The sequence below is a fragment of the Hyphomicrobium sp. genome (genome assembly GCF_019753045.1).
GTDB lineage: Bacteria > Pseudomonadota > Alphaproteobacteria > Rhizobiales > Hyphomicrobiaceae > Hyphomicrobium_B.
Window position 1 is genome coordinate 168142 of the sequence record NZ_JAIELN010000012.1, and the last position, 12170, is coordinate 180311.

Consider the following 12170-nt stretch of genomic DNA (forward strand, 5'->3'; position numbering starts at 1 on the left):
GTTGACTCGCGTCATAAACAGAAGGCCCAACCCGAGGATCGCTCGCCTCCTCGGGTTGGTGCCATTCGGCGCAGTCCTCATCCTGTATGTCATTTGCTCGGACATACGACTGCACGAAAATCCCAATGACAAGCTCCTGCCTTCCTTCGGCTCGATGTGGTCGGCAATCGGCCAACTTGCCTTCACCCCCGACGTCCGCACTGGCAACTACCTGTTCTGGGCCGACACTCTTTCCAGCCTGAAGAGACTCGCGTGGGGAATGGGCGCTTCCTTCGTGATTGCGATCGTCTTTGGTATTGCTTTGGGACTGATCCCCTACGCTGCAGCTCTGGCTAATCCATTCGTCGCCGCACTGTCATTGGTGCCACCCCTTGCCCTTCTCCCAATCCTATTCATTGCCTTAGGGCTCGACGAGCTTTCCAAGATTGTCCTCATCATCTTGGGCGTGGCGCCATATCTCATTCGCGAGCTGGCATTGCGCATTGAGCAGATGCCATACGAGCTTTTGGTGAAGGCTCAAACGATGGGAGCATCGACGTTTCAAATCATCGCGCGGATCATTCTGCCGCAAATGCTTCCGCGTGTGCTTGATGGGCTTCGCTTTTCGATCGGGCCGGCGTGGCTGTTTCTGATCGCCGCCGAGGCCATCGCATCGACGGACGGTCTTGGCTACCGCATTTTTCTCGTCCGAAGATATCTGGCGATGGACATCATCATCCCGTACGTCGCGTGGATTGCGGCACTCGCATTCCTCATGGATTTGGGACTTAGAGTTCTGAGCCAGCGATTGTTCCCGTGGGCAAGGGCATCGACTTGATGAGCCAAATATCGATCAAGAATGTCTGGAAGGAATATGGCGCCGTCACCGTGCTGGAGCGGTTGGACTTCGAAATCCAGAGCGGCGAGTTTTGCGTTCTTGTTGGACCATCGGGTTGCGGGAAGACGACTTTCCTCCGTCTACTCCTTTCGATGGAACCTATCACTCGCGGTGAAATTCTCATCGATGGAGTCAAGATCGCGTCGGAGCCAGCAAGGGATCGCGGAATCGTCTTCCAGCGGTATTCCGTCTTCCCTCACCTGACGGTTCTCGGCAATGCGATGCTCGGGGTGGAGCTCGCCGAAGCGAAGTTCGGCGGACATCTCTTTGGTCGGAAACGTGGTCGCGCTCGAAACGCCGCAACCGACATCTTGGGCCGCGTTGGCCTCGGTCATGTCCTGAACCACTATCCCGCTCAATTGTCCGGCGGCATGCAGCAGCGTTTGGCAATCGCACAAGCTCTCCTCTGCCAACCCAAGATTCTGCTTCTTGATGAAGCTTTCGGCGCGTTGGATCCTCCAACCAAAACCCAAATTCATTTGTTGATGCTGGAACTTTGGAAGGACCGGGGCATGACCGTATTCATGGTCACGCACGATTTGGACGAAGGTTTCTCATTGGGCACGCGCGTCATCGAATTCGGGAAAGTGAGACGCGATCCTCAGGCACCGGACGCGTTCGGCGCGACGCTTGTTCGCGATGTGGATTTGAGGGGCCAAACAGACAAGGAACGGAGCCTGTCTCTCGCATCATGGGAGCGCAACACGAAGAGTCCGCCCGTCGTCGACATGTTTCAGCGCGGGCGAAGTTAGCGCGCATTTTTTGAAGCGAGAATGATCTTTTGTCGATTAGCGTAGAGTGCGCAGAATCTCATTGGGACGATCCGCCAGTAGCTCTAATCCTGCTCGATCAGAGGCGAGCTATTCGACGGCAGCGTCGCAAGGGAGATACTGATAAATGCCCGCAAAGCCCTTCCATCTAGGCTGGTTCACGAACTTTACGTCCGATGAGTGGAACGGACCATTCTCCAACGGCGGTGCACCTTGGGACGGCAAGTTCTACGTTGAAATGGCGCAGTCGCTGGAGCGCGCGTGCTTCGACTACATCATGTTCGAAGACAAACTCGCGATTTCAGAATCCTACGGTGGGACAGCCGAAATCTCTCTGAAGCATGCACTCGGCTTTTCCCCGAAGCATGACCCCGTCCCGCTTGCAGCAATGATCAGCGCAGCTACGAGACATATCGGCGTCGTCGCAACGATGTCGACGTTGTCGTATCCTCCGTTTTTGCTGGCGCGTCTCGCGTCGACTGTCGACAGCATCGCCGGCGGCCGCTTCGGCTGGAACATCGTCACATCGGCGGAGAACGCCGCTGCGCAGAATTTCGGAATGGACGCGCTCCCGCCACGCGAGCTTCGCTACGACATGGCGGATGAGTATATGGACGTTTGTTATAAGCTCTGGAATTCCTGGGAGCCCGATGCGGTCGTTCGCGATCGCGCAACCGGCACCTATGCCGATTTCAAAAAGGTTCACACGGTCAACTTCGAAGGAAAGTTTTTCAAGTGCCGTGGGCCGCTCAACACCGTTCGGTCACCGCAGGGTGTTCCGGCACTCGTGCAAGCCGGCGGTTCACCAAAGGGGCGCGACTTCGCTGCGAAGCATGCGAATGCCATCGTCGCGGTTGCACCGGGCGTTGAGAAAATGAAGGAATATCGCGACGACATACGGGCGCGCGCAAAGGCCCACGGACGTAACCCGGACGACATCAAGGTGCTCTTCCTGATCGCTCCCGTCCTCGCCGAGACGGAAGAAGAAGCGTTTGCCAAGGCCAAGCGAAAGTCTTCCGATCCCGTATTTCTGGAACAGTGCCTGGCCCTCATATCGGCAATTACCGATATCGACTTCAAAAAGTACGAGCTCGATAAGCCATTGCCTGAAAAGCTCCGCACGAACGGCGAGCAAGGCTCACTCGATATGTTCCAGCAGTGGGGATCGAACAAAACCCTCCGTGAGCTTGTCGTGGAAGCCTCCGGTGGCATTGTCGCTTCGGTGGAACTCATCGGCACACCCGAGCAGGTCGCGGATAAGATGGCTGACACCATGGCGCAAGTCGGCGGTGACGGGTTCCTCATCACGACGCCCGTACAATCCACCAACCGCCGCACGGTCATCGAGGTGTGCGACGGGCTCGTGCCCGCCCTGCAGCGCAAGGGATTGGTCCGCACCGAATACACGGGCAAGACGCTCAAAGAGAACCTTTTGGCGTTCTAAGACGGGGGCACTAAACGGCGGAGGCGAAGCGTCAACCCTCCGCCGCGTTCTCAATACTGTTTGCTATACTTCAAGGACACATTATCGAGCTGGCGGCTCTTAAGCCGCCTATGCCGCCTTCCTGGCGTAATTGACCGCGCCATCGAACTGGCCGATCACCTCTGTAAGCATGTCTCCATAACGTTTGTCTGTGATCAGCTCGGAAGAGGCCGGATCAATCACGCTTTCTATGACGAAGTGACCCTGAACGCAGTGACGCGCGCCCAGCGAATGAAGAACAGGCCGCAAAGCGTAATCAAGCATCAGTGCATGCGCTAACGTTCCCCCGGTTGCCAATGGAAGTATGGCTTTGCCGGCGAGCGCGTATTGGGGAAGCAGATCGAGAAACACCTTCAACAGGCCAGAGTAAGACGCCTTATACGTTGGCGTGACCAGCACGACGCCGTCGGCATATTTCACAAGCGCCGCAGCCTCGGCAACAGCCGGATCGCTCGTATCGGCCCGGACGAGAGCTGCCGGTGGCAAATCCCGCAATCGCAGGTGCCGAGCATCCATAGCAATCGACGACAAATGGTCTGTCACATACTGCGCCAAGGCCGCGGTTTTCGACTTCTCGGAAGGGCTGGAAGAAACGACAAGGACGGTTGGCATCGAAATCTCGCAAACTTGCTGGGTTGGCCTGTTATCTCATAACGACGATAAATGTTGCCTTAAGCAGATCTTGCGGCTGAACGCATAAGGTGTTGCCGTTCAGCGCACGCCGAAGCCGTGGGCTAAGTCGACGCTTGAACTCGCGAGCGTTTCTCAAGAAACTTGGACTTCGGCGCACGAGATACTGGATTATGCGCGCCGAACTCCAATTGGCGCTCCTGCAAGAGACCCCGGCCCAATGCGAATCGCGGTTTGCCAGACAAGCTCCAATCCTGGAGACAAAGCGAAAAACATCGAGACCATTCGCGCGACTGCCCGGACGGCTGCGTCATGGAAGGCCGATCTCCTGGTCCTGCCGGAATTGTTTTTGACCGGGTACAACGTCGGCTCGCGTCTACGCGATCTTGCGGAAACGGCTGACGGCCCGTCGCTCAAATCGATCGGAGAGATCGCACGCAACGAAGCATGCGCTATTGTCGTGGGCTTTCCCGAGATAAGCGGCGACGAACTTTTCAACTCGTCGGCGTTATTCGATGCGCAAGGGAATCTCGCTGCCGTCTATCGAAAAATCCATTTGTTCGGCCCTGACGAAAGGGAGCTCTTCGCTCCCGGCAAAGAACTTGTCGTGGCTCGCCTTGGAGATCGCGTTCTCGGTATGGCTATCTGCTACGATATCGAATTCCCCGAGATGGCGCGCGAACTGAAGCGACGCGGGGCAGACATCATCATCGTTCCGACGGCGAACATGGCTCCGTATTTTGAGGTTCCAACCACCTTCATTCGCGCCCGCGCACTCGAGAATGGCGTGTTTGTGGTTTACGCAAACCTCTGTGGGAGTGAAGGAGATCTCGTGTACACCGGATTAAGCGGGATCGCCGGGCCTGATGGGATCGATTTGGCGAGAGCGGGCCCCCGTGCGGAGACATTGCTGCTTGCAGAACTGCCAGACAAAAGCCCGGACGACCTGTTCTCAACGCAGATCGAGGACTTACAGCTTCCCTTCTCCCGGTAGAACCGGCTTGTCTTTTGGGACGTTCACCGTTTCCGCATCGCTCCACAACCGTAAGCCATCATTCAGAAGCGCGTCGACGCGGACGTTCTGCAATTGTTGCTGCCTCGATAGAGACTCCGAGCTCACCCTCGGTGTCTACTTTCATCAATGCGCCATCGCAATGACCTGTCGCCAACTTGCAAAGGCCGGCCTGTTCCTTGCCAATGGAGGACGGATGCGAAGCGGACACTCCGTAATCCCAAGGGAACGAGCACGGCGCATTTGCGCATTGATGCTTACGTGTGGACATTATGATGCTTCAGGCGATTTCGCATTTCGTGTGGGTTTACCAGCGAAAAGCGGGGTTGGAGGCGGCATCCTGGCCGTTGCTCCAGGCCATGCCTCCATCGCCGTTTGGTCGCCCGGCTTGGATCGACACGGCAACTCCCAACTCGGAACCCGGGCGCTCCAAGCAATCGCGGAACGTGCCGGCTGGTCTATCTTTGACTAATTCCTTTGCGGGCCGGCGGCTGCTTCCTACGCTCGGCCGATTTCGATGCGGCGCTATTTCTTGTGTGGTTGGCAGACAGCGCCGTTGGCCTTGGCAATTTTGATGAGATCGGGTGCGGCAGTGACGATCGCGCTTATCTTCCCGCGCGCCAACGCGAACGGCGCGCTTTCCGTGTCGTAATCGCGGATGCCTTCGGCGCCGAATGATTCTGCTATCGCGCATCCTGTATCGGAATAGCACGCAACGGTGCTGTCAGGTCCGGGTGGGTCATCCTTGGGGTTGATGCAGACGATTTCGTCTTGCCCGGCATGCACTGAAGGACAAGTGAAGCAAGCGAAGACGAGGAGAAGAAGGGGCAACGTCCGCATGGAAACCTCGCAGATGTGAAAGATCCATTATGCCTCTTGCGCGCCGAAAGCCCATGCAGATTCGTTGCAGATCGAAGCTTCGAGGCGGCGCGAAGGCTTATGAGCCTCATCCGCTTGACTGAGCCGATTCACGGCCTGGCGCTTGCGCCATACCGGCCATACTGCAGTCATGGACCGGGAGGAACGTGGATTTGTCCAAGTTATTGAGTTTTGCGGCGGCTGATCCCCGGTCGGCCGCCGCCATTCGTTGTCATCGCGAAGCCCCGCATTGTGCTCGATGTCTGTTTTCGAGCCGATAAAGTCGCAAATGTGTTCCCTGACTTAACGGAAGGCAATGTAATGCGTTAGGTCTACGTTCAGGCGAAAACTGCTCTGCTGGGCTGGTCGATTTCATCACCTTGGGGAGGTCCAATGATCGCCAACGAAAACAGCCTAGCCGTAGCCAAGCGCGCCTACGACGAATACTTGGAAGACCTATTCGGCAAGGCTGTTCCGCGTCCGCATTTCCGCCAGAGTCTCGCGAGCGCGTTCCTCTATATGGCCGGCGCAGAGCAACAGGAATGGGAGCGCATGGCCCAACACACTGGTTCTTCCCCGTCCAATCTTCTTCGTGAGCGAAGCGTCCTGGTGCGTCAGCATCAATCAGACGCCGCTAAGCGGTTTCAATGAGCCCGGCTTTCGACAACGAAGTTTTGCTTGAAGAAGCGGCCACGCTATTTGTGTGACTCTCGTCAATCGGGATGGATGTAAGATTGCGGTCCCAAGCTGGATAGCCGCCTTTCCCCCGGGCTCCAGTGAACAGGGCGTCTGCCTCTTCCGGCTGGCGCCCTTTCCATTTCTCCGCGCGCAGAAAAGAAAACGACATCGAGGCTGGATCACGTTTCGGCTTTCGGTTTAGGAGCCGACATCGCCTACACTTGAGTCAGGTCTCTTACTGACCCTTGACGGGGCGTGGGTGGCGTGGGCTGGGGCGGTTAGAACCGATCCCAGCGAAGCATCAAGGTGGATCGCGCAGTTAGGTTTTCTGCAACCGCACTTGGTCTGACGCTCGACTCCAAGTCGGTCTTCGTCGCCTCTATTCAGCAATATAGTTCTCAGCTTCTTCCAACGAGAACGAATAGGGGTGTGCGCGGCTGTGGGAACGAATTGGCCCGCCAAAGTCAGGATCGATAAGCAAGTATCGACCACGATCCTGGCCGAGGCTCGCTTTACGAATTGCGAGACCCTTGTGCGCCGCTCTGCGACGCAGGCGGCGCTCACGAGCTGAGAGCATATCCTTCTGAGCCATACACCTTCACTTTCTCTCTGGTCCCAGCGAAGTCTATAGGCGCGTCTTTGCCATGCGCCGCTCGACGACAAGAAGGATGTAAGCACTGTGCGTAAGGAGTTAAGTTCAGCGACGAAGGGGGAGATTGGAGACTTGCCATGTCAAAGCCGATTAAAGTTCAGATCCTGGAAAGGGCCCGAGCCCTGATTGATGACCGACGGCGTTGGTGCCGGGGCGAGCTCGCGCGGGACGCAATGGATGTTTCGGTCGGCCCAACAGACAGCAACGCTGAGCGACGTTGTGCCTTGGGCGCTCTTGTGGCAGCGGCTTGCGAATTGACGAACGATCTTCATCTGGCGCACGAGCTTGCCATGACAGCAATGAGGCCGTTAGTCGGAGCCACTGCGCTGACGCATATAAACGACACTGAAGGTCACGCTGCCGTACTGACTCTTCTCGACATCGCCATCGAGCGAAATCAGGAAGGTCGGACTAGTGCCTGAACTTTTCCAAGCTCGCAGAAGAGTTGGAGCACCCCTCCGCTGATATTTAAAATCTGAATATATGAATCCTTACACTGAAGGATTTCTTATCTATTAGGGGTTCATCCTCTCCTTAAGAGAGCGCCGGTCAAGGTGGTGCATGTCGACTGACCGTCCAACACCAACGTTGCCAAGTGATAACGGCGCTCCCGAGCAACCCGGCGCTGAAGAACTCGAGCGCGTACTCAAGACGGTGCCGAGTGGCGCATTTGCGCTTGCGGGAACAACAGTGGGTCTTCTCGTCATGGCGTACCTCGCGCTTTACTTTCTCGTTTTCATTCCGCGAGGTCCGATCGAATGATGGCGTATTATGAGCGAAGAGGACATACATCGATCTGAGCTCAGGTGGGGCGCTATCGCCGCATTTGCGGTAGGAATCATGATTGCGGTGATCGTCGTATCAAGCTTCGCGATGGCGATCCATCCGCCGAGTCACGTCGAAGCAATAGATCCGACCACGCTCAATACAAATGTCGAGTTCGCAGAATGCAATCTCGGCACCCGTGTCAATCCGGACGGCTCCGTAACCGTACGTATCATCGCGACGCAATTCGAATTCCTGCCACGATGCATTCCAGTTCCGAAGGGCCAGCAAGTGACGTTCCGCGTCACGAGTCCGGACGTGATCCATGGATTTTTCATCGCGGGCAGCAATGCCAACACCATGGTCGTGCCCGGGTATGTCGCCCAACTCCGTACCGTCTTCAGCACAGCCGGCAACTATCTCATGCCCTGTCATGAATTCTGTGGGCTGGGACACAGCGAGATGTGGGCACTGGTGAAGGTTCTGGAGGGGGCGCAGTGGAAGACGGACGCGAGCGGAAAGGCAAGCTGTGAAATACCGCGTTGAAAATCTGATCTTGGCCCATATCGGCGTCTCATTCGCGACGCTTGCCGCAGCGGCCGTACTTGGCGCCTGGCAGATGACCGTTCGGAGCGGTATTGATCCACCGTTCGCTACGCCCGAGACTTATTTCGCGTCCGTCTCCGCTCACGGAACGATTATGGGCTACGTGATGCCGACGCTCTTCACGATGGGCTTCGGATACTTTGTGGCGGTGACGGCGCTCGATCAGCCACTGCCGAGCATGCGCCTCGCATGGGCTGGCTTCTGGCTCGCGGCGGTCGGCACCGTGGCCGCGATCGTTCCCATCGTCATGGGAAAGGCGACAGTCCTCTACACCTTCTATCCGCCGCTGACGGGCAGCGTCTTCTATTATCTCGGCGTGCTTCTCATTGTTGTCGGATCATGGGCCTGGGTCGCGCTCATGATCTGGGCGATGGCGATTTGGAAGCGAGACAATCCTGGCCGCCCCGTGCCGCTTGCTATGTTCGGCACGGTTACAAATGCCTACCTTTGGCTTTGGACGACCGGCGGTGTGGCGGTCGAGATTATTTTTCAGCTCATTCCGGCGTCTCTCGGATGGACGCAGATGATCGACGTCGGCCTCGCGCGCACGCTCTTTGCGTGGACACTCCATCCGATCGTCTATTTCTGGCTGCTGCCTGCCTACATCGCGTTTTACACGATGGCGCCGCAGGCCGCGGGCGCACCGCTCTACAGTGACGTGATGGGACGCCTCAGCTTCATTCTGCTGCTTCTCTTTTCGCTTCCGGTTGGAATGCACCATTTGTTTATGGATCCCGAGCACGGCACCGCATTCAAGTTTTTGCAGGCGATGCTGACCGCGCTCGTCGTACTGCCGACGTTGCTGACGATCTTCACAATCAGTGCATCCATGGAAATCGCTGGCCGGCTGCGCGGCGGTAAGGGGCTCTTCGGCTGGATCGCCGCGCTTCCGTGGGATCGCCCTATGGTCTTGGCCACGTGCCTATCGTTCGTCCTTCTTGGATTTGGTGGCTTCGGCGGCGTTGTGAACATGGCGTACGGCATGAACGCGATGATCCATAACACGTCATGGGTGACCGCGCATTTTCATCTCATCTTCGGCGGCGCGGTCGTGATCATGTATTATGCGATCACCTATCAGATCTGGCCCATCCTGCTCGGACGAGAAGCAGCTGACGTTCGACCGCTCCGGCTTCAGCTTTGGCTTTGGTTCATCGGCATCATCATCACGACGTTCCCGTGGCACGTACTCGGACTCTTGGGCCAACCACGGCGTATCGCGACGTTCGACTACGCCAATCCCGCCATCGCACCTTGGCAGCCCTGGGTTTTTGTTTCTATGTTCGGCGGCTATCTGATGCTCGCCTCAGCGCTGCTCTTCGTCTGGAATATCGCGACGCTCTATCGAGCGCGTCCGGTTGGCGATAACCGCATGCACTATGCGGTTGCTGTGTATCCGCCGGCCCGACTGCCGAACGCGCTCAATGGTTTCGCGCTCTGGAATTGGCTGGTCCTTTTCTTAATGGTCGTCGCGTACGGTTATCCCCTTGGCCAGTTCTTCCTGATGGACGTGTACCCAGGCCTCGTCCACCGCGTTGACATTGGAAGCTAACCCATGTCCACGGATCAGGATAAAGGACCGCCTGACCGCCGAGCAGAGGATCGGCTTTGGCGTTTTTGGGTCAGCATCGCAGCCGGCACTTTCGTCGTCGCAAGTTTGTTAGTCGGGCTCGTCGTTCTCCCACTCCGGGAAGAAGCTCGGTTCGATCCGTGGGGCGCGATCTGTAGAGCAATTGGAATCCGGAAAGATGCGCCGACGGCAACGGGAAAGTCTTCAGATCCCCCCGCTTCGAGCGTGACGTGGTCCGAGGGAACGAGGCTCGGCCTCTTGGCGGCCAATCCCGCAAGCGGCGGTACCATCGTGAAGGATACCTGTGCGGCCTGTCATGGCGAAGCGGGCGTTTCGGTCGACCCTCAGCAATTCCCTAATCTCGCGGGCCAAACCCAAGAGGCCATTTTCAAGCAGCTGCGCGATTTTCAAACGGGGGCGCGGACATCTGACATCATGGCGCCGATTGCGCAGGCACTTACCGAAGCCCAGACGAAAGACGTTGCTGCTTACTTCGCGGCGCAGAAGCCTGTTGAAGCGGTCGGCAGTTCACCTTCTGTGTCGGCGAATATCGTCGAACTCGCTCACATCGGAGCCCCTGCTCGCGGCATACCCTCTTGCTATTCCTGTCACGGTCAGAGCCGCAGTGGCCCCGAAGAAGCGCCGGTACTCTTTGGACAATCTGCGAGCTATCTGGAAGATCAACTCAAGAAATTTGCGAGCGCCGAACGGCGGAACGATATGTTCGCGCGCATGCGGACGATCGCAAAGCAGCTCAGCCCCGAAGAGATGCACGGGATGGCCATGTACTACGGCAACAGCCGTCCGGCCAAACCATAACGGCACCTCGATCTCGACATCGAACCTGACATGACGGTTTGGATCGAGGCTCCGCGCTCTTCATCGACGCAACGCAACGGGCAAGGATGAGATCGAAATACCCAAAGCTCGATCGCGGAGAACGTTATGGATGCTTCATTCATCTCCGCTCTGGCAGCCTTGGCGGGAGCTGCCATCGGCGGTCTTAGGCTTGGCCGCCGCGTGCACCGCGCTGGCATTGGAAAATGATGTCGGCGTCGGCGGGGAATACGCTGATGAGGTCCGGCCCAACTGTTGCGGGGGGGAATCGAGGTCGCACAGCCGATGTGTTCGCTGGCGAATTACGAGGGTTCGCGCACATCGATCATGATGACGTTGCCTTCCTTGACGAGATCATGGGCATTTTGCGTGGTGATGGTTTGGAGGGCCGAGGTCATGGATGTTTCTTTCGTGGTTTGCAGTAGTGGTCGCTGAGTAGGACCATTATCGCCGAGGCCAGTGGATTGACGATGGCGTAGAGGAGTGTCCGGTGCTCGCGGCGAAAAACGACGATGCCTTCCTTCTTGAGCTTGGCAAGGTGTTGGGACATTGAGGTTTGCGGAATGCCGGTCGCGGCGATGAGGTCGCTGACGCATTTCTCTCCATCCGAAAGTTGGCAAAGGATTTTCATGCGGTGCGGACTCGCCAGCGCAGCGAGGAAGGCAGCAGCCTGCTCGGCGTGCCTTTCCATCTGGATGGTGGTTGCCATGCGGCACTCCTTGACAATTCATATTTTGATAATATCATAAATATATAAAATAAGGAAGACAAGACATGGATAAGGACTATAAGGCTATTACCGGCGGCATTTCGAAGTACGCGGGGGAGCTGAGGAAAGCTGCGCCTGAGGGCATGGCGGCGTTTTACGCACTGGCTAAGGCAGCGGGTGCGGAAGGCGCGCTCGACAAAAAAAGCAAGGAGTTGGTGGCGCTGGCCATCGGCGTTACGCAACGGTGCGACGGCTGCATCGGGTTTCATGTCAAGGCGCTGAAGGGACTTGGGACGACGCGTGCCGAGATCGTGGAATTGCTAATGATGTGCGTCTACATGGGCGGCGGCCCGGCTCTGATGTATGCGGCCGATGCGTTACGCGCCTACGATCAATTTGCCGAGGAGCAAAGCGCGTGAGTAATCCTGTTATGTTTGGCGGGCCGTGGATCTAGTGTTTTTTATGGCCTTCATCGTCATGCCCGAGCCGTCGATGGTGTGGACACTTGGAACGATTTGGCTACGTTTGTCCTAACAGCGTGTCCTAACGACAACCTTGTTTCCGCAGGAGCGGAACACTCGACCAAACGCAATTTATCCTGGAATTTCGCGGTGGTGCGGACGGAGGGACTCGAACCCTCACGACGTTACCGTCTCAGGATTTTAAGTCCTGTGTGTCTACCGGTTCCACCACGTCCGCGCCGGTCGGACTTATGGCGAGTCG

The 12170-nt window shown here is 57.2% G+C and carries 13 protein-coding genes, 1 tRNA gene and 1 pseudogene; 11 read left to right on the forward strand and 4 right to left on the reverse strand.

Annotation, left to right across the window (positions count from 1 at the left end):
• Window position 1 precedes the first annotated feature (1 nt).
• The 3 genes from K2Q04_RS14870 to K2Q04_RS14880 all read left to right on the forward strand — a co-directional run bounded on the left by K2Q04_RS14870 (window position 2) and on the right by K2Q04_RS14880 (window position 3091).
• Window positions 2-817, forward strand: a complete 816-nt coding sequence (locus K2Q04_RS14870) for an ABC transporter permease (protein ID WP_291165340.1) — start codon at window positions 2-4, stop codon at window positions 815-817.
• Entirely contained in the window at window positions 817-1629 is an 813-nt protein-coding gene (locus K2Q04_RS14875) for an ABC transporter ATP-binding protein (protein WP_291165342.1), read from the forward strand. Before K2Q04_RS14870 ends, K2Q04_RS14875 begins: the two co-directional genes overlap by 1 nt.
• Window positions 1630-1774: 145 nt before the next feature.
• The gene (locus tag K2Q04_RS14880; RefSeq protein WP_291165344.1) at window positions 1775-3091 is read left to right on the forward strand and encodes an NtaA/DmoA family FMN-dependent monooxygenase; all 1317 of its coding nucleotides are present in this window, start codon (window positions 1775-1777) and stop codon (window positions 3089-3091) included.
• A gap of 108 nt (window positions 3092-3199) precedes the next feature.
• Here the strand turns inward: K2Q04_RS14880 and ssuE are convergent, their stop codons facing one another.
• Window positions 3200-3742, reverse strand: coding sequence for an NADPH-dependent FMN reductase (ssuE, locus tag K2Q04_RS14885; RefSeq protein ID WP_291165346.1), 543 nt, complete (start codon window positions 3740-3742; stop codon window positions 3200-3202).
• Between the two features lie 238 nt (window positions 3743-3980).
• Between ssuE and K2Q04_RS14890 the strand changes: the two genes are divergently transcribed.
• Together K2Q04_RS14890 and K2Q04_RS14895 are read left to right on the forward strand one after the other, a co-directional pair.
• Window positions 3981-4754, forward strand: coding sequence for a carbon-nitrogen hydrolase family protein (locus K2Q04_RS14890; protein ID WP_291165349.1), 774 nt, complete (start codon window positions 3981-3983; stop codon window positions 4752-4754).
• Between the two features lie 28 nt (window positions 4755-4782).
• A pseudogene (locus K2Q04_RS14895) lies at window positions 4783-5244 on the forward strand (glutaminase); the annotation flags it as partial.
• Between the two features lie 53 nt (window positions 5245-5297).
• Here the strand turns inward: K2Q04_RS14895 and K2Q04_RS14900 are convergent.
• On the reverse strand, window positions 5298-5612 hold the full coding sequence (locus K2Q04_RS14900) for a hypothetical protein (protein WP_291165351.1): 315 nt from the start codon (window positions 5610-5612) through the stop codon (window positions 5298-5300).
• A 411-nt stretch (window positions 5613-6023) separates the two neighbouring features.
• On the opposite strand from K2Q04_RS14900, the gene K2Q04_RS14905 reads away from it, so the two are divergent.
• The 5 genes from K2Q04_RS14905 to K2Q04_RS14925 all read left to right on the forward strand — a co-directional run bounded on the left by K2Q04_RS14905 (window position 6024) and on the right by K2Q04_RS14925 (window position 10720).
• Entirely contained in the window at window positions 6024-6281 is a 258-nt protein-coding gene (locus K2Q04_RS14905; RefSeq protein ID WP_291165353.1) for a hypothetical protein, read from the forward strand.
• A gap of 1240 nt (window positions 6282-7521) precedes the next feature.
• Window positions 7522-7722, forward strand: coding sequence for a hypothetical protein (locus tag K2Q04_RS14910; RefSeq protein WP_291165356.1), 201 nt, complete (start codon window positions 7522-7524; stop codon window positions 7720-7722).
• A 9-nt stretch (window positions 7723-7731) separates the two neighbouring features.
• Window positions 7732-8271, forward strand: coding sequence for a cytochrome C oxidase subunit II (locus K2Q04_RS14915; RefSeq protein ID WP_291165358.1), 540 nt, complete (start codon window positions 7732-7734; stop codon window positions 8269-8271).
• A complete protein-coding gene (locus K2Q04_RS14920) occupies window positions 8255-9883 on the forward strand; it encodes a cbb3-type cytochrome c oxidase subunit I (protein WP_291165361.1) in 1629 nt (542 codons plus the stop codon). The genes K2Q04_RS14915 and K2Q04_RS14920 overlap by 17 nt, the downstream gene beginning before the upstream one ends.
• A 3-nt stretch (window positions 9884-9886) precedes the next feature.
• Complete coding sequence (locus tag K2Q04_RS14925; RefSeq protein WP_291165364.1) at window positions 9887-10720, forward strand: c-type cytochrome; 834 nt, start codon at window positions 9887-9889, stop codon at window positions 10718-10720.
• Window positions 10721-11132: 412 nt separating this feature from the next.
• Here the strand turns inward: K2Q04_RS14925 and K2Q04_RS14930 are convergent, their stop codons facing one another.
• On the reverse strand, window positions 11133-11447 hold the full coding sequence (locus tag K2Q04_RS14930; RefSeq protein WP_291165367.1) for a metalloregulator ArsR/SmtB family transcription factor: 315 nt from the start codon (window positions 11445-11447) through the stop codon (window positions 11133-11135).
• 65 nt (window positions 11448-11512) lie between these two features.
• On the opposite strand from K2Q04_RS14930, the gene K2Q04_RS14935 reads away from it, so the two are divergent.
• A complete protein-coding gene (locus tag K2Q04_RS14935) occupies window positions 11513-11866 on the forward strand; it encodes a carboxymuconolactone decarboxylase family protein (RefSeq protein WP_291165370.1) in 354 nt (117 codons plus the stop codon).
• Between the two features lie 193 nt (window positions 11867-12059).
• On the opposite strand, the gene K2Q04_RS14940 is transcribed toward K2Q04_RS14935, so the two are convergent.
• Window positions 12060-12146: transfer RNA gene (locus tag K2Q04_RS14940), tRNA-Leu, on the reverse strand.
• Window positions 12147-12170 lie beyond the last annotated feature (24 nt).

Coding starts and splice junctions, on each gene's coding strand:
- K2Q04_RS14880 (WP_291165344.1), top strand. CDS start 1,775: ATGCCCGCAAAGCCCTTCCATCTAGGCTGGTTCACGAACTTTACGTCC.
- K2Q04_RS14910 (WP_291165356.1), top strand. CDS start 7,522: ATGTCGACTGACCGTCCAACACCAACGTTGCCAAGTGATAACGGCGCT.
- K2Q04_RS14900 (WP_291165351.1), bottom strand. CDS start 5,612: ATGCGGACGTTGCCCCTTCTTCTCCTCGTCTTCGCTTGCTTCACTTGT.
- ssuE (WP_291165346.1), bottom strand. CDS start 3,742: ATGCCAACCGTCCTTGTCGTTTCTTCCAGCCCTTCCGAGAAGTCGAAA.
- K2Q04_RS14925 (WP_291165364.1), top strand. CDS start 9,887: ATGTCCACGGATCAGGATAAAGGACCGCCTGACCGCCGAGCAGAGGAT.
- K2Q04_RS14915 (WP_291165358.1), top strand. CDS start 7,732: ATGAGCGAAGAGGACATACATCGATCTGAGCTCAGGTGGGGCGCTATC.
- K2Q04_RS14875 (WP_291165342.1), top strand. CDS start 817: ATGAGCCAAATATCGATCAAGAATGTCTGGAAGGAATATGGCGCCGTC.
- K2Q04_RS14905 (WP_291165353.1), top strand. CDS start 6,024: ATGATCGCCAACGAAAACAGCCTAGCCGTAGCCAAGCGCGCCTACGAC.
- K2Q04_RS14935 (WP_291165370.1), top strand. CDS start 11,513: ATGGATAAGGACTATAAGGCTATTACCGGCGGCATTTCGAAGTACGCG.
- K2Q04_RS14930 (WP_291165367.1), bottom strand. CDS start 11,447: ATGGCAACCACCATCCAGATGGAAAGGCACGCCGAGCAGGCTGCTGCC.
- K2Q04_RS14890 (WP_291165349.1), top strand. CDS start 3,981: ATGCGAATCGCGGTTTGCCAGACAAGCTCCAATCCTGGAGACAAAGCG.